19 protein-coding genes are annotated in these 18,365 nt (G+C 29.5%); 2 read left to right on the forward strand and 17 right to left on the reverse strand.

The features are described 5' to 3' along the window. Positions 1-65: 65 nt before the first annotated feature. The 6 genes from SOR60_RS03780 to SOR60_RS03805 form a co-directional block, all read right to left on the reverse strand. Positions 66-974 (reverse strand): YveK family protein, encoded by a 909-nt coding sequence (locus tag SOR60_RS03780; protein WP_176269709.1) that lies wholly within the window; start codon positions 972-974, stop codon positions 66-68. 1 nt (position 975) lies between these two features. Beyond that, positions 976-1,755 carry a glycosyltransferase gene (locus SOR60_RS03785; protein ID WP_320595236.1) on the reverse strand — a complete coding sequence of 260 codons (780 nt, stop codon included), beginning with the start codon at positions 1,753-1,755 and terminating at the stop codon, positions 976-978. A 4-nt stretch (positions 1,756-1,759) separates the two neighbouring features. After that, positions 1,760-2,905 (reverse strand): glycosyltransferase, encoded by a 1,146-nt coding sequence (locus tag SOR60_RS03790; protein WP_320595237.1) that lies wholly within the window; start codon positions 2,903-2,905, stop codon positions 1,760-1,762. 99 nt (positions 2,906-3,004) lie between these two features. Continuing rightward, positions 3,005-3,889, reverse strand: a complete 885-nt coding sequence (locus SOR60_RS03795; protein ID WP_154539964.1) for an undecaprenyl-diphosphate phosphatase — start codon at positions 3,887-3,889, stop codon at positions 3,005-3,007. Further along, complete coding sequence (locus SOR60_RS03800) at positions 3,886-4,695, reverse strand: tRNA 2-thiocytidine biosynthesis TtcA family protein (protein ID WP_320595238.1); 810 nt, start codon at positions 4,693-4,695, stop codon at positions 3,886-3,888. The genes SOR60_RS03795 and SOR60_RS03800 overlap by 4 nt, the downstream gene beginning before the upstream one ends. After that, entirely contained in the window at positions 4,695-5,486 is a 792-nt protein-coding gene (locus tag SOR60_RS03805; protein ID WP_320595239.1) for an MBL fold metallo-hydrolase, read from the reverse strand. Before SOR60_RS03805 ends, SOR60_RS03800 begins: the two co-directional genes overlap by 1 nt. Positions 5,487-5,683: 197 nt before the next feature. On the opposite strand from SOR60_RS03805, the gene SOR60_RS03810 reads away from it, so the two are divergent. After that, positions 5,684-6,745, forward strand: a complete 1,062-nt coding sequence (locus tag SOR60_RS03810; RefSeq protein WP_320595240.1) for a zinc-binding dehydrogenase — start codon at positions 5,684-5,686, stop codon at positions 6,743-6,745. Positions 6,746-6,797: 52 nt separating this feature from the next. On the opposite strand, the gene SOR60_RS03815 is transcribed toward SOR60_RS03810, so the two are convergent. The 5 genes from SOR60_RS03815 to SOR60_RS03835 form a co-directional block, all read right to left on the reverse strand. After that, positions 6,798-7,610, reverse strand: a complete 813-nt coding sequence (locus tag SOR60_RS03815) for a Cof-type HAD-IIB family hydrolase (protein ID WP_320595241.1) — start codon at positions 7,608-7,610, stop codon at positions 6,798-6,800. 17 nt (positions 7,611-7,627) lie between these two features. Next, on the reverse strand, positions 7,628-8,935 hold the full coding sequence (locus SOR60_RS03820) for a radical SAM protein (protein ID WP_320595242.1): 1,308 nt from the start codon (positions 8,933-8,935) through the stop codon (positions 7,628-7,630). Beyond that, positions 8,932-10,221 (reverse strand): HAD-IA family hydrolase, encoded by a 1,290-nt coding sequence (locus tag SOR60_RS03825; RefSeq protein WP_320595243.1) that lies wholly within the window; start codon positions 10,219-10,221, stop codon positions 8,932-8,934. Before SOR60_RS03825 ends, SOR60_RS03820 begins: the two co-directional genes overlap by 4 nt. A gap of 1 nt (position 10,222) precedes the next feature. After that, positions 10,223-10,642 carry a PPC domain-containing DNA-binding protein gene (locus tag SOR60_RS03830; protein ID WP_154539950.1) on the reverse strand — a complete coding sequence of 140 codons (420 nt, stop codon included), beginning with the start codon at positions 10,640-10,642 and terminating at the stop codon, positions 10,223-10,225. 157 nt (positions 10,643-10,799) lie between these two features. Then, positions 10,800-11,342: an ECF transporter S component gene (locus tag SOR60_RS03835; protein WP_154539948.1), complete on the reverse strand. Its 543-nt coding sequence runs from the start codon at positions 11,340-11,342 to the stop codon at positions 10,800-10,802. A 209-nt stretch (positions 11,343-11,551) separates the two neighbouring features. Between SOR60_RS03835 and SOR60_RS03840 the strand changes: the two genes are divergently transcribed. Beyond that, positions 11,552-12,208, forward strand: coding sequence for a hypothetical protein (locus SOR60_RS03840; protein ID WP_320595244.1), 657 nt, complete (start codon positions 11,552-11,554; stop codon positions 12,206-12,208). Between the two features lie 58 nt (positions 12,209-12,266). Here SOR60_RS03840 and SOR60_RS03845 read toward each other — a convergent pair whose 3' ends face one another. From SOR60_RS03845 to SOR60_RS03870, 6 genes are all read right to left on the reverse strand, one after another. Beyond that, complete coding sequence (locus SOR60_RS03845; RefSeq protein ID WP_320595245.1) at positions 12,267-13,487, reverse strand: ABC transporter permease; 1,221 nt, start codon at positions 13,485-13,487, stop codon at positions 12,267-12,269. Next, positions 13,480-14,370 carry an ABC transporter ATP-binding protein gene (locus SOR60_RS03850; protein ID WP_154539942.1) on the reverse strand — a complete coding sequence of 297 codons (891 nt, stop codon included), beginning with the start codon at positions 14,368-14,370 and terminating at the stop codon, positions 13,480-13,482. Before SOR60_RS03850 ends, SOR60_RS03845 begins: the two co-directional genes overlap by 8 nt. Before the next feature lie 80 nt (positions 14,371-14,450). Next, entirely contained in the window at positions 14,451-14,975 is a 525-nt protein-coding gene (locus SOR60_RS03855; RefSeq protein WP_154539940.1) for an FUSC family protein, read from the reverse strand. Next, positions 14,976-15,839, reverse strand: coding sequence for a nucleoside hydrolase (locus SOR60_RS03860; protein WP_154539938.1), 864 nt, complete (start codon positions 15,837-15,839; stop codon positions 14,976-14,978). It abuts the gene before it with no gap. A gap of 53 nt (positions 15,840-15,892) precedes the next feature. Next, positions 15,893-16,732: a MerR family transcriptional regulator gene (locus tag SOR60_RS03865; RefSeq protein ID WP_320595246.1), complete on the reverse strand. Its 840-nt coding sequence runs from the start codon at positions 16,730-16,732 to the stop codon at positions 15,893-15,895. Continuing rightward, positions 16,719-18,089: an MATE family efflux transporter gene (locus SOR60_RS03870; protein ID WP_320595247.1), complete on the reverse strand. Its 1,371-nt coding sequence runs from the start codon at positions 18,087-18,089 to the stop codon at positions 16,719-16,721. The genes SOR60_RS03865 and SOR60_RS03870 overlap by 14 nt, the downstream gene beginning before the upstream one ends. Between the last annotated feature and the right edge of the window lie 276 nt (positions 18,090-18,365).

The raw sequence follows: 18,365 nt of genomic DNA on the forward strand, positions 1-18,365 counted from the left end.
CCGCCTTTATAAAGTTTTCTTTAAGATTTTCAAAAGCTTTTTTTACTCTTAAATTCTTGTTCTTATTAAACATCTAAATCACCATCTTCATATTTTGGTATATCAGATATAATCATATATTTTTTACCGTCATTTATGAATATTTCCCTTGTTTCTACATTTTCTTCTTTATCCTCTTTAGTATTCTTATACCTATATCCATAGTCTTCTTCTACTTTATTGAACTCATCTATTTTTACAGATTCCTTAGTTTTTTCATCTTCTTTGTCTTCTTCAACTTCTTCATAAACTACAAATTCTTCATTATCTTTATTCTCTTCAATTTCTTCTTTATCTTCATAATCTTTAGCTTTTTCATTATCATTATCTTCTTCAAAGACTACTTTTCTTATAACTTTTCTATTGTCGTCTATAATTTCATCTTCTATTCTAGAGTTTGATAAGAATATTCGCAAAGAAGATAGGATAAAATATGTTACAAAGGCTGCAAGACCAACTCTAGTTGTCATTTCTGCCGAAGGCTTTAATAAAGATCCGTTTTGATAAGCATAGTCAAGAACTTTGGCATTTGCATTATATAATTGATTTATTACTGAAACCGTAAGATCTGCATACTCATCTGCTATGTCTTCTGCCCTTAATTTTACACTATCTTTTACATTTATATTAATAATATGGGTGTTTGATACTGTATCAATATCCATCTTTTCGTCAAGTTCTGCTGGATTTAAATTAAGTTTTAGATTTTCTATAACCTTATTTTTAATAGCATCTGAATTTACAGTTTCTGCATAAGTGTAGGCAGTCTTATCATCTTTTTCTATATTTTTAGTATCAGTTGTAAGTATTTTGGCTTGCGCCCTATAACTTTTAAGACCAAGTCTTGGTGCCAAAAAGTAAAATCCTATACCCACTATAATACCAAAAACTAGAGCTTTGGGTATAACGCTTAATATCGATTTTTTCTTTTTCATCTTAACCTCCAAAATATTTCGCCCCTTCCAACATCTTCTTTCTAGCTGTCTTTTTATCTATATTTATCATTAATTTTTCGTGACCTTTTAGGTAGTATTCTATATATAACCTATAAGCTTTGGGAAATAAAGCCTTAGAAAGCACTCCTTTATCAAAAAAATGTTTTTCATCATAGCCTGTAAACCATGTAGACTCATCGTTGTATACTTTTGCAATAAGCTTATTTGATGATCTTACTTTAAGATTATTTTTGAAAGCATCTCTTAGAAATAAAGAATCCTCACCTGAGCCATGATTTGTACCTGCTCCAAAGTAAGTCGAAAATGACATATTGTACTTTTCTATTACTTCTCTTTTAAAGGCAAAGTGAACTGACCCATATTTTAAACTATTATATAGTTTAAGTTCACTATCATCTTTTACCTTTATAATCTCTTCTCCATTTTGATAAATTATAGTCTTCATTATGAAAAAATGTGTATCAGAATAATTTTCAAATTCCGATTTAACTTTTTCAACATAATCATCTTCAAGTACTTCATCATCATCACATAATAATATTATATCAGCTTTAGAATTTAATAATCCAATATTTCTACTCCTACCAAGTCCCCTTGTTTTTGTAGATATCATCCTTATCTTGTGGCCTTTATCTATCACTTCATCATAGTTTTCTTTATCAGTTTGATTTATTATTATGCAATCTGATTTTATATTTAATTTCTTATAAAAGTCTATGCTATTTTGATGCATAGTTGATACTAATACTTCTAATCTCATAATTCTACCTTGTTGATTCTGCCTTCTCCCATGTTGGCTTGCTTTTACCACTTGCTTCGTTGATAGCACCCTTTATTTGTGCAAGCATCATCATAGAATAATAAAGTGGAAAATATAATAATTTTGATTGAGATTTCGTTAAATATCCAAGTAGGGCTATTAGGTAAAATAAAATTTGTCCTAAAAATGTAATTTTATAAAATGGCCCTTCATTTAACAAAAATATGTTGCTTACAAATAAAACTATATGAAAAAAGCTTTGTAAAAACCTAAGGGTCTTGTGATTAAAGTGAAAGAAAGAAAACCAACCATATTTAAATACATTGAGTCTTTTTAAGTTTGTAAAAATATTTGTCAATATCCTTCTTTGCATCCTAACCTTTCTTTTGAATTCATCTTCAGTTGTAGCTCCTGCCTTTTCTACTGCTATGGCATCCTTATTGTAAAGTGCTCTTTTATTACTAAGTCCTGCATAAAGTGGCATTTCATAGTCATGACTTGAAACAAGATTATAGTGTCTGTAGTCTTTTTTTCGACAAGCATAGATTGCCCCATTTCCTGCAGCTATAGTATCAATCTTACTTTCTATTTCACGCATCTTAAGCTCAAGATTCCAATAAGTATTTTCTGCAACAACGCTTGATATATCATCATCTTTTTTATATATTAGTGAACCACATACATATTCTATATCATCTGAGGTAAAATATGATACTAGCTCTTTTATAGCATCTTCCTTAAACATGGAGTTTGCATCAGAGAAAACTATAATCTCACCATTTGCCACAGCAACTGCCTCATTTTGTGCATTAGTCTTTCCAAAGTGGTCTTTTGCTGTATTTATTTTTATGTCTATGTCTGGATGATTCTTTATGAAATTTTGAGAAATTTCTACAGTCCTATCATCAGAGCAGTCATTGGCTATAATGATTTCGAGATTTTTGTAGTCTGATTTTGTGATATTTTCAAGTTTTTTTTCTATAACTTTTTCTTCATTATAGGCTGAAATTATCATTGATACCTTGGGTTTATATGTATAGTCCTTTTTGTTTTCCTTTTTTAAAATTTTATCCAGTAATATTAAAGTAATTGGATAACCTAGCATTGCATAAAAAAGTGCAAATGCTGATATAAAAAATAATATTTTCATCTATTTTCCTCTTTGTCTAATTTTAACTCTTAGTCTAATTTTACACCATTAGTAAGTTTTTTTAAAGCATAAAAATAAGGGGAATAAATCCCCTGATATTTACCTAAATATTACAAAGAATAAAAATACAAGAATAGATAAGACTATCCTGTACTTCCCAAAGATTATAAAATCATTTCTTTGAACATAAGATATAAATTTCTTTATAACTATATAGGCAACTATAAATGATAAAACCATTCCTACAAGGATTAAAAACCACTCATAGCCTGAAAAACCTGATACATTTTTAATAACCTTAAGTAGGGTTGCTCCAAGCATAGTTGGTATTGCAAGAAAGAATGAGAATTCTGCACTTGCTCCCCTTGACAAGCCTAAAAGCATGGCTCCTATTATAGTTGCAGCTGATCTACTTGTTCCTGGTACCATTGCAAGAACTTGAAAGCATCCTATAAAAAAGGCTGTTTTAAAAGAAATCAAGCTTAGATTATCAAGTCTTTGCATTTTTTCTCTTTTATTTTTATTCTCAACCAAGATTATAATTATACCCCAAATCAAAAGCATTGCTGCAACGACCATTGGCTTAAATAAGTGTTCATCTATAAAATCATCAAGTAAAAGTCCCAAAACTCCTGCAGGTATAACCCCAATTATTACCCTTTTCCATAATTCTATGGTATTTTGGTCAGGATGACTTAGCCTATAATATGCCTTTGATTGCATATTTAAATTATTGTAATTTTTGGGAAAGTAGTTTCTTGTCTTCTCATAATCCCAAGGGTTAAGTTTTCTAAAATATAAGACTACTACTGAGAGTATAGCCCCAAGCTGGATTATAACGTTAAAAGCATTGGCAAAACCATCTGGTTCAAGTTTTACAAATTCGTTTACCAAAATAAGGTGTCCTGTTGATGAAACAGGTAAAAATTCTGTAACTCCCTCTACAATTGAAAGGATAGCTACCTTTAATAAGTCTAATATCATTGTTCAAATTCCTCCAAGAATGAATGTTTTTTGCCATTTAAGGTATAACCTAATACCATGTCGCAATTTACATTGTCGGCAGATCTTAGGATTGATTTTTCAAGATTTGGTATATCGTCTTTTAAGTCATCAATTAGATTTTTAATCTTTTTTCTAGTATAGGACTCGCTTTTTTTTGTTACTGTACAGGCACAATTTAGAGCATTAAGTCCAGCATAGTCCCTCCAAGCTATTATATCTTTTTCTTCTATAAAGTACATTGGCCTTATAAGCTCAATGTTTTCAAAGTTTTGAGCTTTAAGCTTTGGCTTCATGGTCTTGAAATTTCCAGCATAGAATATATTCATAAGAGTAGTTTCTATGGCATCATTCATATGATGACCTAGAGCAATCTTATTACAACCTAACTCTTTGGCCTTGGCATAAAGAAATCCCCTTCTCATCCTTGCACACATATAACAAGGATAGTCTCCAGAAATCTTCTCACTTACTTCAAAGATATCTGAATCATATATATGGGCATCTATATTTAAGTAAGCCAAGTTTTCTTCTAATAGCTTTCTATTGTAAGAGTCATATCCCGGGTCCATTGAAAGATATTCTACTTCAAAATCCACATTTGAGTGTTTATGAAGCTCTTCTACAAGTTTTGCAGTAAGGAGTGAGTCCTTTCCTCCAGAAATTGCACAACATACCTTATCTCCTTCATTAATAAGCTCAAACTTTTTGACAGCCTTGACAAACTTAGACCAAAGTTCCTTCCTATATTTTTTTATTATCGATTTTTCTATTTCTTCTATATCCATTATAACTCCACTATGGTTGAAGGTTCATACCTTCTAGCAACCTCTAACTTTATATCTCTATCAGTATCTAAGCCACATGATTTTAGGTAATTTTCAACTGTTAACTTACACAAATCAGCAGAATTATTAGTATCTGAAAGGTGAGCAAGAAATATTTTCTCATTCTTACCTTCTAGGGCATCAGCCAAAGCCATAGCTGATTGCTCATTTGATAAATGTCCCATATTTCCCATAATCCTAACTTTCATAGGATAGGTGTATGGACCTCTCTTGAGGGCCTCAAGGTCATGATTCGCCTCAAAATAATATATATCAGAGCCCCTAATTTCAATTGCAATCTTTTCATCTATAATTCCTGTATCTGTAAGGACAGTTATCTTTTTATTGTCTAAGTATAGGATAAATCCAACTGGTTCTTTGGCATCATGGTGGATTCTAATTGGCAAGATATCAAATGTCTTAAAATTTAAAAACTCATTACTCTTGAATAATTTGATATTTTCTTCTTTTATTTTTCCACATGATTTTATCAAAGAAAGCCAAGTTCCCTTATTAGCATAGATAGGTAAATTATACCTTCTAGATAAAACTCCTGCTCCTTTAACATGATCTGCATGCTCATGAGTTATGAAGATTCCATCTAGATCGTTAGCATTTTCTCCGATTTTCTTAAGAAGTTTTTCTATAGTTCTTCCTGAAAAACCACAATCTATAAGAATTTTTTTACCTCTATGCTCAACAAAGACACAATTTCCCGAAGATCCTGAGGATAGAGAGCAAAATCTACTCATATCTCCTCCTTCATATCTGATTTTATATTTCAATATAAAATCTTAAAGATTTTTAAAATCTTACGCAAACAATTACTGTTTTATAATACTAGTTTTTAGCTTATTTTCAATATTTTATAATTTAATATTTTTAATTTCTATCTTCTTGGGTATAAATTATTAGAAGATTTTGAAGTTAAACATAAAAGGAGAGATATATGAAAGGATTTGGAGTAATAAAGACACCAAAAACTGGTTGGATTGAAAAAAAGAAGCCATCCTTAAAGGGAAATGATGCTATTTTAAGACCTATTGCTCTAGCACCTTGTTCATCTGACACTCACTCAGCTCATGGTGGAGCTGGAGTTAAGGAAAATTTAATCTTAGGTCATGAGGCTGTAGCTGAAGTTGTTGAAGTTTCATCCGAAATAAAAAGATTTAAAAAAGGTGATGTAGTAGTTGTTCCATGTGTTACACCAGATTGGAACGAAGTAGGTCTTCAAGACCGTAATATAAACAACGCTCATGATAGTAGATTTATGGGATCTTTTAAATTTTTAAATTCAAAAGATGGATCTTTTGCGGAATTTTTCCATGTCAATAATGCTGATGCTAACCTAGTTCACCTACCTAAAAATGTAACTGTAGACCAAGCTCTTATGACTTGCGATATGATGAGTACAGGTTTTTATGGGGTAGAAAATGCTAGGGTTAAGTTTGGAGATAATGTTGTAGTCATAGGAATTGGTCCAGTTGGTCTTATGGCTGTAGCAGGAGCTAAACTTCAAGGAGCAGGTCACATTATAGGTGTTGGTACAAGACCTAATTGTGTTGAACTGGCAAAAAAATATGGGGCTAGTGAGATTATAAATTATAAAGAAGGTCCTGTAGATGAGCAGGTTAAAGAACTTTTCCCAAACGGTATTGATTCTGTGATTATAGCTGGTGGAAATGCCAATTCAATAAATCAAGCTTTAAGAATGGTTAAACCAAATGGTTTTATTTCAAATGTTAATTATTTTGACTCTAAAGATACCATATCTTTCCCAACCCTTGAATGGGGACTTGGTATGGGTGATATATCAATAGTGGGAGGATTTTGTCCAGGTGGAGCAAAAAGAATTGAAAGGCTCTTAAATATGATTGCAAATAAGAGAGTTGACCCATCACTTTTACTAAATAAATCATATGATGGTTTTGAAAAAATTGAAGATGCCTTTAATATAATGCATGAAAAACCAAGAGATTTGATAAAACCTGTTGTTCATATTAAATGGTAAAAAAAAGGCTATTGCAAATAATCAATTATTGGCAATAGCCTTTTTAATAAATTCATATATCAAAAACTTCTTCTATTATTCTTGCTACTCCTGCCTCATCATTTGAAAAGTCTGATACTATCTTACATATATCCTTAACTGATTTTAGTCCATTTGAGCAAGTCGCAGGAATTCCAACGATTGAAAGCATTGACTTATCATTATTTGAATCTCCAATTGCAAGCATTTCATCAAGCTCTATACCAAGCATTTTCCCAAGTTCTGTTAAGGCTTTTCCCTTATCTGCTTTTTTGTTTAAAATTTCGAAAACTTCTGGTACATTTCTTACTGTTTGGTAATCTCTTAATAATTTTTCGTTATATTTTTCAGAAAACTCATCCATTATATGGGTATCTCCAGTTATAGTAATCCTATCAACATCTGTATTCATATCGCTTTCATCAAATTTTTCTATAGGCATTTTTAATATATCTGCCTCAAATAAGAAATGTTTGTTTATAACCTTATAATTATTTAAAATAGAATATTTATTGTAAATTCCTATTTGCATATCGTCTTTAATAAGAGTTTGGGCAAATTTGAAGTCTTTCATGCTAAGGCACTTTTTCCAAACATCTGACTTGTCCATATTCTTCATGATAAGAGTACCGGTATTTGTTATAGAATAGTCATCATCATGAAAAAGATTAAGCTTATCAAGTATCCAAGAAAATCCAGCACATGGCCTACCTGTAGAAATTACCACATAGACTCCCTTGCTTCTAATTTTATTAATAGCATCAATATTTCTCTTTGCAACTTCCTTATGAGAGTCTAAAAGAGTCCCGTCAAGATCAATTGCAACTAATTTTATATCCTTATCCATGGCTACTCCTTTTATTTTTAATTATTAATCAAAAATTCTTCAATCAATTTATTTTTTTTATATATCTCATCTCCTATATTCTTATAATAATCTCTGAGATTTCTGCTATTTCTGTATTTTTTGCCATTAGTAAGCTTAGTATTGGAATTCATACCAAGTCCTATAATATTTTCAAGCTCTTCATTTATTAAGATATTATATCTTTGTGCTGTATTACCTATCTCATATCCTACATTTTCAAGGTTTCCTATTATATTTTTTTGCCTATATAAATAATAAGGCTTATAGGAATTTTCTTTAATGAAATTTTCTATATCATTTGAAATTTTATAGGCTTCATCCTTATCTCCATTTACCTTATTTTCAAAAAACTTAGATCCTACCTTTTGAGCCAAGGCATGAAAGGTTATATTGTTTGGTCTTAGCTTTTCTAAAATATTGAAATTTTTCCTAAAACTTTCCCTGCTTTCTCCAAAAAGTCCTATGATAAAGTCCATATTTATGATAAATCCCAAACTTTTAGCATAATCATATAATTTTATAAAGTTATCAAAGTCTAAAGGTCTATCTATATTTTTTAGCACACTTTTAGTAAAAGTCTGTGGATTTAGGGATATTCTGCCAACTCCCATGTCTTTTAATAATTTAAGTTTATCAAAATCTAGACTATCTTCTCTTCCAGCTTCAAATGTAAATTCCATGTAGCTAAATTTATTATCTAAAGCTTTAAGGATTCTTTTTATATCTTCTTTATCAAGATTTGAAGGAGTTCCTCCTCCTATATAGATTGTATCTAGTTTTTTTGGAATATTAATCTCACTAATTTCTTTTATGATAGTTTTGATATAAGCTTTTTTATCTACTGTGTTAGACACAATAGTAGGATAAGAGCAGTAAGAACATCTTTTTGGGCAAAATGGAATATTTATATAAATATTAAAATCATTTTTATTGAAATTTTTCTTATCTTGACTAAGTTTTACAGACTTTAATAAGCCAATTTTTTTATCAGAGACCTTATATATATTTTTTAAGTCAGTAAGGCTATGATTTTTTAAAAGCTTTAATGGTTTTGAACCTGTTAAGATTCCCCAAGCCGATGATTTTCCTGTAATTTTTTCTAGGATTTCATATAGGGAGATTTTCATATCTAATTTATCTTTCAAGAAAATCTCCTTCCCATCATATATTATCTTTTTGTCTTCAATTAAAATATCTGCTTTACTCTTTTCTTCTACAAAGCAAAAGTCATCTCTTTCATAGAAAATATTTAAGATATCATAGACATCCTTTCTTAAATTTTCCTTATCTAAATATACTATCATAGAGATTTTATCATATCATAAGCCCAAGTTTTATCAACAAGACTTACTTCCTTTTCATCTATCAAGTCCCCATACTTATCTAAAAGCGATTTATATAAATCTTCTATAAAATCCATTTCGTATGAACCAGTATTGGTGATAATCTTAAATTTATTATGATTTTTATAGAAAAATCCTTTAATAGATTTAGTATCTACTTTAAAGTCTGGATTCTCCTTAATTACAATTTTCATAAGTTCAACTATATTATCAATCTTCTTATCTTCATATATCCTAATCTTTTCCCTTAAATCTTCTATATTTGTGGTCATCCTTATAATAAATCCATCCATACTTTCTCCCTTTATCCTATCCACAAGTTTAAGAGAGGACTTAAAGGCTAATTGGTTAATTTTTTTTTCAAATTTAGGGTCATTTAAAAACATGAGTTTTTTCTCATAGTCAGTATAAGCAAACCTATAATTAAGCCTAAATTCATGACCACATGAAGGACATTTTACAAGGTCTAATTTATTATCTTCCAAAAGATTATAGCTTTCCATGTGCCTTAGAATTGCTGTGGGAAGAGATTTTTCGAAAGTAGTTTTACAATAAGGACAATTTATCTTAAAATTTTTATCCCTTCTATCCTCAATTTCATTTTTTTTAATAAAGTTTAAAAAATCTAAAAGTGAGTTGAAAACAAGGTCTGCATGAGATTTTATCTCATCACTTTTATCAAGATCAAGGATTAAAACTGCTACAGCCCCACTTGCCTTGGCAGCCTTTATCCCAGCAAGGGAATCTTCGATTATATAAGTTGTTTCTTTATTTGAGTTTAATCTTTCCATACAAAGATTAAATATTTCGGGATCTGGTTTCCCCTTTACTATATCATCTGATGAAATTACAGTATCAAAAAATCCACCTACTCCTTCCCTATCAAGCAAAAAATTAATCCTAGATTTTATAGATGATGAAGCAAGACCTATTTTTTTATTTTCCTTTTTAAGATAGGATAGGATCTCTAAAAGTCCCTCCTTTTTTAAGGAATAATCAAGTGTTTTAAATTTATCATCCCTTAATTGATTTAACTCAGCCCTCAAAGAGATAGCCTTATCCTCATCCATTTTGAAGTTTTTCACCATGTAGGCTATGGCTTCCTTATTTTGTTTTCCTGATAAGTTCATCTTATCTTCAATACCAAAATCAAAGCCATGAATCTTAGCTAAGTCAAGCCAAGTTTCATAATAAAAACTTTCAGTATCAAAGATAGTTCCATCCATATCAAAAATAAAAGTATTCATATTAAAACTCAATTAAATTTAGTCCCAATTCTTCATCATAAATTCTATTAATTTCTCCATCAATAATAGTGATAAAAATCTCTGCAGTTAGAGAAATTACAGCTTCATTTAAGTGACCTGCAATAGCTGTTCCATCACTTTTTCCACAGGTTATATGAAAATGAGTGTAAAGCTTGCCATCCATATTTGAAATATTTCCAGCAAAATTTGTTATCTCCAAGTCTTCCTTATAAGTTTTACTATTGTATTTTTTCTCTTTTGGATCATATAAACCTATATTAAGATCATTAGTAGCTCCAATTCCTGTAACAAAACCTGCTTTAATATTTTCTTTTTCTAAGATTTCTCTTACACTTTCTACAAGTTTGTCACCTTTTCTAAGTCTAATTACTAATTTATCATCAAATCTTTTATAAATCATTACTTATCCTTTCTTCTTTCTCTTTCCTTAAAAATTAATATTCTTTTATATACATTATACCCATAAGCTTTTAGATTCCTTAATATATTAAGCTCGTTTTTATATAAAAAAAAGACAGAAATAAAAATCCGTCTTTTTAAAAATTATATTTTTAAATTTAATCTAATTTAACCTTTTTTATTATTGCAAGAGCAAATATAGAAGCTATTATTACAGAAATAAGCCCATTTATACTTGAGACTCCAAGTTTTTGTACTACTTCTGTAAGGTTTGCTACATTTGATAAGCCCATTGCTATTTTATTTTTTAGAAAGGTATAGCTTAAATAAAGTATTATATATGTTATTTGTCCTAGTATTCCTGCTATTACAACTGATTTTTTTGAATCCTTTTTTCCTAGTTGTTTATAAACTAGGCCTGCCACAAATCCCATCATAAATTTATTTATAAAAGTAAAGGGTGCTGATGCAAAGTAGAGCGGGTTTGTTAGGTCAAATATTACAGAACCCAATCCTGATGCAAGTCCTCCAAAACCTGGTCCAAGAATTATTCCTGCTAGAATACAAAAAGTATTTCCTAAATGAAATCTTGTCTCTCCCATTGGTGTTGCAAGAGGTATTTGGAAAAATGCCGAAAAAATAAATACTAAAGCTATGAATAAGCCTGTATATGTAAGTTTTTTAGTATTAAGATTATTCATCTGATCCTCCTTATCAAATTAATCTATGAATCTATGTAAGATATACAAATCAATTATATAATAGGCATGGTAAATTGTAAATTTATTCTTTTTATGCCAACCTATCTTTTAAAATTAATTTTTCATTGTAAAGTAGATATGTAACATTTGTTACGGTATTATTTTAAAATTTTTATTATAATACTAAGATAGAATAAAGGAGTGATTAAATGAGTGAATTTCTAGGACCTATACATTATATGATGTATGATAAAATAAAATTTCAAGATGAGATTACAAACTATCTTCTTGATGGAAATACAGAAAAATTAGATAAACAAATCAAAGCTGTAAGTCGTGAAAGTTTGGATACTTTAATAGATCAAGAAAATATTCATGGTTGGCTTGACTCAAAGATTGATGTGGTTGAAAATAGACTTGCCTATGCCATTAAAAATTCAGATAATGCTAAAGGTAAGTTATTTGAATTTGGAAAAAAAAAGGCTAAAGATAAATGTTTTGACAATTTCAATGATATTTTTTCTGATTTAAATATGTACTTGCTTGATGGAATGCCTTGTGATAATGGACTTTCTGCAAGTATTGATAAAAATGGAGACTTATTTTTAATAACCAATGTAAATTGTCATGAAAAATACTTTAAAAACTTTGTCAATCCTGAGGATTCTTTAAATAATACCTGTGAAGGTGGACATAGTCACGACCACCATGAATCCTTTGAAATAAATACAAAAGACTTTGAACTAAGAGTTGAGAATTCCCCTTATCATTTATATAGGTATGAGTTTTTAAAAGGATACTTTGATGAATCAGACTACCAAGTTGACCTTGTTGGTGGAATAAATTACAGAATTTATAAAAAATAAACAAAAAATCAGGGATTGATACAAAATAATTCATTATTTTGCATCAGTCCCTCTTATTTTATTTATTTTTCTTTTTTAATTTAAGTTTCTTTCCTCTTCCAAATAGTTTATCTGTTGAATAATTTAGTATATTTTTCTTGTATACCCTTGAAGCTATTATATACATTACTATAATTCCTACAAATAGGATAAGAAGTGATATAGAACCTTGTATGAGTGTTGCATTTTCATAGATTAATCTCATTGGCATAAAGAAAGTTGATACAAATGGGATATATGAAAGTATTTTTATAAATAAGTTTGGCTCACTTCCAACAAAGGATATTGATATAAAGTAGGCAAACATAATTATAAGCATAATAGGCGTAGACATCTTTCCAGCATCTTCTTGCTTTTGTACCAAAGAGCCTAGCATGGCTGAAAGTATAATAAATATCATTATTCCTAATACCATGAACAAAAATATTTCTGCAATTAAAGGATAATTGGCCCCCTTTAAAATATTATTCAAATCAATCATTTGCCCTATCTTATCCCACAAACCAGTAAGCCTTATTATAGCAAAGCTTATTAATCCAAAAACTATATATATACCTATGTGAATTATTAGGGCTAGTATTGTCCCAAAGATTTTACCTGCCATGTAAGTTCCAGCTTTAACTGATGAGAAGATAAATTCTAGCATCTTAGAACCCTTTTCTACAGCTATATCAAGCATTATAATTTGTGAATAAATTATTAATACAAAATACATTATCATAATTGTTCCAAATAAGGCAATCATATTAACTGGATTTTGCAAATTATCCTTTATTTCATGAAGATTAACAGATGCTTTTTGAGAAAGTATAGCATTTTGTTTGGCATTAATATTAGAATTTTTCAAATTTTCTTCATGTTGGATTTCTTCTGAAAGTGAATTTATAGCAATAAGGGGAATTTTCGCTGTAGTATCTCCATAGTAATCAAAGTTTATTATCCCTTCCTTGTTTTCCACTAGAAGATAGGCTGATATTTCCTTATCTTCTAGAGCTTTTTTAGCCTCATTCCTATTATTTATAAATTTAAAATCAACCAAGGGATTTTCTTCAAATTTTTTCTTATAGCTATCTTCAGTAACAACTGCTATAGTATCTGGAGTTTTATTTGAAGATGATATATAGCCTATTACCCATATTATAATAGCCATTATAAAAGGCATAAGAACCATAATCCAAAAGGAAGCTGATTTGATATGTTTTTTGGCTGTATCTAAGGATACTGTTAAAAATCTAGACATTTTCTTTCACCTTTCTTGCAAATATTTCATTAAGGCTTGGTGGGGATTGGTCAAAATATGGAACAAATCCAATTTCATCAACTATCTTTCTAAAAATAACCTTAGCATAATCCTCATCTTTTAAGATAAAAGTCCACATATTTCCATCTTGAGATAAGATTTCAATATTCTCGTCATTTAGGAAAAATAGGTCCTTATCACTTTCTACAATAAGTTTTTTTCTCTCATAAGAATTTCTTATCTCAGATGGTGAACCATTCAAAACTATTTTTCCCTTTTTAAGCATGATTAACTTATTACATAGACTTTCTACATTTTCCATATTGTGAGAAGAGAACATAATTGTAGTTCCCTCCTTATTTATATCCTTTATGATAGATTGCAAAAGCCTTATATTGTAAGGGTCAAGTCCTGAGAATGGCTCATCTAGAATTACAAATTCTGGCTTATAGATTAAAGAACACAAAAGTTGAACCTTTTGTTGGTTGCCCTTAGAAAGTTCCTTTATCTTTGATGATAGTTTTCCATCTATTTCAAAGTAATCAAACCATTCTTTAAGTTTAGTATCTGATAAAAATTTCATCTTGTTTAATTTGGCAAAATATCTAATTTGATCTTCTACCTTTCTTTTTGGATCAAGTGATCTTTCTTCTGGCAAAAATCCAATTTTTTCAAGAGCAAGTTTTGAAAATTTCTTATCATTATAAGTGATTTCGCCATCATATTTAGAATAAAAATCCATTATGCACCTAAAAAGCGTGGACTTGCCAGCACCATTTTGACCTATAACTCCAAAAAGCTCTCCATCTCCCACTTCAAAAGTTACATGGTCTAAGGCAGTAACATCACCAAAGCTTTTTGTAACATTGTTAACCTTTAACATAATATCTCCTTGTATTTTTCTATTAAATTACTACCCTTTATTTTAAAATATAAACCTATCCAAATAATAAAAGCTCTAGACTACAAGTCCTTAGAGTCCTTATTTTTCTTAAATATCATAAATTTTCTAAGCTCAAAGTCTATAGAATTTATAAAGATTGCTATAACAACCCCTACCAAGGTATCTAAGGTCCTATTTAAAGCAAATTCTATAGCTCCAAAGCTTTCTCCTGCGTGATTTATAGATATAGAACAAAAAACTATTGCCATAATAGATATGGCATTAGGTTTATTAATACTTGACATAAACCATATCAAAAAGGCTATTATTATTGAGATAAAAAAATAATTTATAAGCTCACTATTGAGTCTATTTTTTACAAACAATAAATATAAAAATCCACAAATACCACCTATGAGTGTCCCAAAAATCCTATTTACCCCAACAATTATAGAGTCATTAAAGTCTGATTTGGTACAAATAATCGCAGCTATGGCAGAATAAAAAGGCAAGGCATAGCTTGACCTAAAATGGGAAAAAACAAAGGATAAAAAAACTGCCAGTGATGTTTTTAAAATTCTTTGCCCAGGTCTTTTTAACTTCATCTATATATCACCTAGTTTGTCCCTTAAAAAGTCATAAAAACTTTTCTCATTTACCCTATTTGCTATATATTTTTTCTTTTTCCCATCAATTTCTAAAATTCTTCCCCTATCAATATCTTCACTTACCTTGATAGACTTTTCTTCAAATATAAATGCCTGTGGAGTCATGGCCATATAAAGTAAAAGTGCCCTAGATATATCTCTTTGATCCTTATCAAGTTTTTTATAAAGATTAAAAATCTTAGATAAAATCTCATCATGAGTATCAATTTTTAAAATATCATCAGAAAGTCCTAAACTATTTGAAAGATCAATAGGCAGAATAAAAGTTTCTATATCTTCATTTAAAACGATATTTACAGCCTTTGGATCTGTAAAGAAATTAAATTCTGAATTTAGAGTGATATCGCCCATGCCAAAACTTGAACCAAATATAAAAATATGGTCAATATAGGAAACAAAGTCTGGATATTTTATAATAGCCTTGGCAATATTTGTCAAAGGTCCTGTAGTAATTATATCAAGCCTTCCACAATCTTGGGCTATTTGGTACAAAGCCTTATATCCTTCATCTTCTTGTAAATAATCTAATGGCTTATTAAAATAAGTCTTATTTTCACCAAGACTAAGTATATCTTGTCCCTTTAAGTTCTTATTCTCTCCAGAAGCTATAGGAAAGATAAGACCTTCCTCACCTGCCATAGAAAGGATATTATTGGCTGCTGTCTTACTATCCATAAAAGATGTTATAGTTGATAAACCTACAAGCTCAAACTCACTTGAATTAAAGGCAAGTTTTATCATTAACATCTCTGATAAGCTAAAATTTGTATCTATGTAAACAAATGGTTTTTCTCTTTGCATAATTCACTTCCTTTAAAAGTAATTATACCAATTAAGCTAATATATTCATAGATTTATAAAATTATGGGGCTATCACTTATGGGAATTTGTATCTCTGTAAGAAACCTTGACTTATCATTGGAATAACCATAATCAATTAGAGTGATTTCTTGTGAAAATCCAGTTATTTCAAGCTTGTTTTCTTTTATAAATACCATTAATTTTTTATATTGCTTAAAAGCCTCTTCATGACCTCCAAAATACCTAATAATTACACACTTATGCTCTTTTATAAAAGAAGTTTCTCCATTGTACTTATCTTCCTTATCAAGAATTAGAAAAACCCTATCATAGGTATCATAATTTGATTTTTGAAGATTTTCTTTGGATATGCCAAGTCCAACCTTTCCAAAAAACACCATGGCATTTTTTTCGTTTTTCTCAAGTTCTCTTATAGAAAATTCTATATTTATATCATTTCTAACTTTAGAAGTTTTTTTTATCCAAGCAATTTTTCTAGATGGAACTTTTTTAATCTTAATGATTCCTGGTTTACTTTTTTCTGCACTTTCAAGTTGAACTAATCTGTTATCTATTTTTCTTTTTATAAGTGTAAGTTCCTTAATTTTTTTAGAAATTTCATCCTTTTGTTCATTAAGCATATTTTTTATACTTCCTATAGACCTATCATTTAAAAACTCAGATATCTTGTCAAGTGGCATGCCTAGAATTCTTAGATATCTTATAGTATTAAAGTTTTCAAATTGACTAATATGATAGTATCTGTAATTAGAATTCAAATCTATATAATAAGGTTTTATAAGTCCTATCTTTTCATAATATCTTAAAGTGCCCACGCTTAGATGAAAAATCTTTGCCATCTCTCCTATTCTAAATAAGTCATTTTTTTCCATATATCTTTTCCTTCAATAATTCTTTTTTTATAAGCTTATCCTCATCTTTTTTTATAAATTTATAGGCTATAAGACAAATTATAACTGAAATAAGAGAGCCAACTGCTGGTGCAAGTCCCATTGGGAAAAGTGTATCTTTAAAGTAAATTGATGCAAAATATGATATAGGAATTCTTGCACATATGATTGATACACAGTTATGAAAGAAAGATAAAAAAGATTTTTTGCAAGCAAAGAAATATCCACTAAAACAGAAGTGAATTCCAGCAAGAACACAATCAAAAGCATAACCTCTCATATACTGACCTCCCTTTATTATTACCATCTTATCACTTGTAAAAAGTCCCACTATGTCTTCTGCTACAAACTGCATTAATAAAAATGATATTAAACAAAATGAAAAACAAAGTAAAATTGCATATTTAAGAGTTTTTCTAGCATAAATAATTCTTTTACCGCCAAGATATTGGGCCGATAAGGCTGATACTGTAGAAAGCATTGTAGAAGGAACTAAAAATAAAATTCCTATAATTTTTTCAACTATGCCAACTGCAGCTGCATCTTCTATTCCTCTAAGATTGGCAAATAAGGATATAAGTAAAAATGATATTTGTATAAACCCATCTTGCAGAGAAATCGGTACACCAGTTTTAAGTAGCTCTTTTATAATCCTATTATTTATAATGAAATCGGATTTTTTTACTTTTATACCCATATCTTTAATCATCATGAAAATAATGGAAACAATCACACTTACAGCCTGGGATAAGACAGTCCCAAGTGCTGCACCCATAGCTCCCATTCCTAGCACACCTATAAGAATAAAATCTAGGATAATATTTGAAACACAAGCAATAGCTACAAAATACATTGGTGTTTTGCTATCACCCTTTCCTCTAAAAATAGAGCTTATTACATTATAGGAAACAATGAAAGGAATTCCCAAAAAGCATACCCTAAGATAATGAATAGTTTCGCTTATAGCATCTTTTGGTGTTGACATAAGATAAACTATGGACTTTAGAAAATATAATAAAATTATGGTAATGATTATAGAAAATATAAAAAACATGTTTACAGTATTAGCTATAATCTTTGCTTCCTCATCTTTTCTTCCACTACCTACTGCTTTTCCAATAAGTACTGTAGTTCCCATAGCAAGACCTATAATCATTACAGTTATCATATGCATAACCTGACTACCTATAGAAACTCCTGTTATACTTTCTACTCCATTAAATTGACCTACTATAAATAAGTCTGCCATACCATACAAAGCCTGCATAAGGATTGATATAAGATATGGTATAGAAAATAAGGCCATCTTTTTTAATACATCTTTTCTTTTATAATTCATTATTAATTCTCCTTAAAATATCATACCTTAATACTATAAACTCTATAGTTGTTATAGAGTCAAGAAATATTTATATAAAAGTGAACTTTTTAATATGCTTTATTTTCAATAATGTAATTTTCTTTAATTTTTGTAAAATAAAAATCCACCGGCGTAGCCGGTGGTTTTGCTTATGCGGTCCAAAGGACCTTTATTACTAGCTGCGCCTCAAGGGCGCCTGTGGTTTACCACTCGCAACTTTTACTTGCTAACCCCTGAAGGGGTCTGTGTTATCCA

Source organism: Anaerococcus porci (assembly GCF_034090325.1).
Classification (GTDB): Bacteria; Bacillota; Clostridia; order Tissierellales; family Peptoniphilaceae; genus Anaerococcus; species Anaerococcus porci.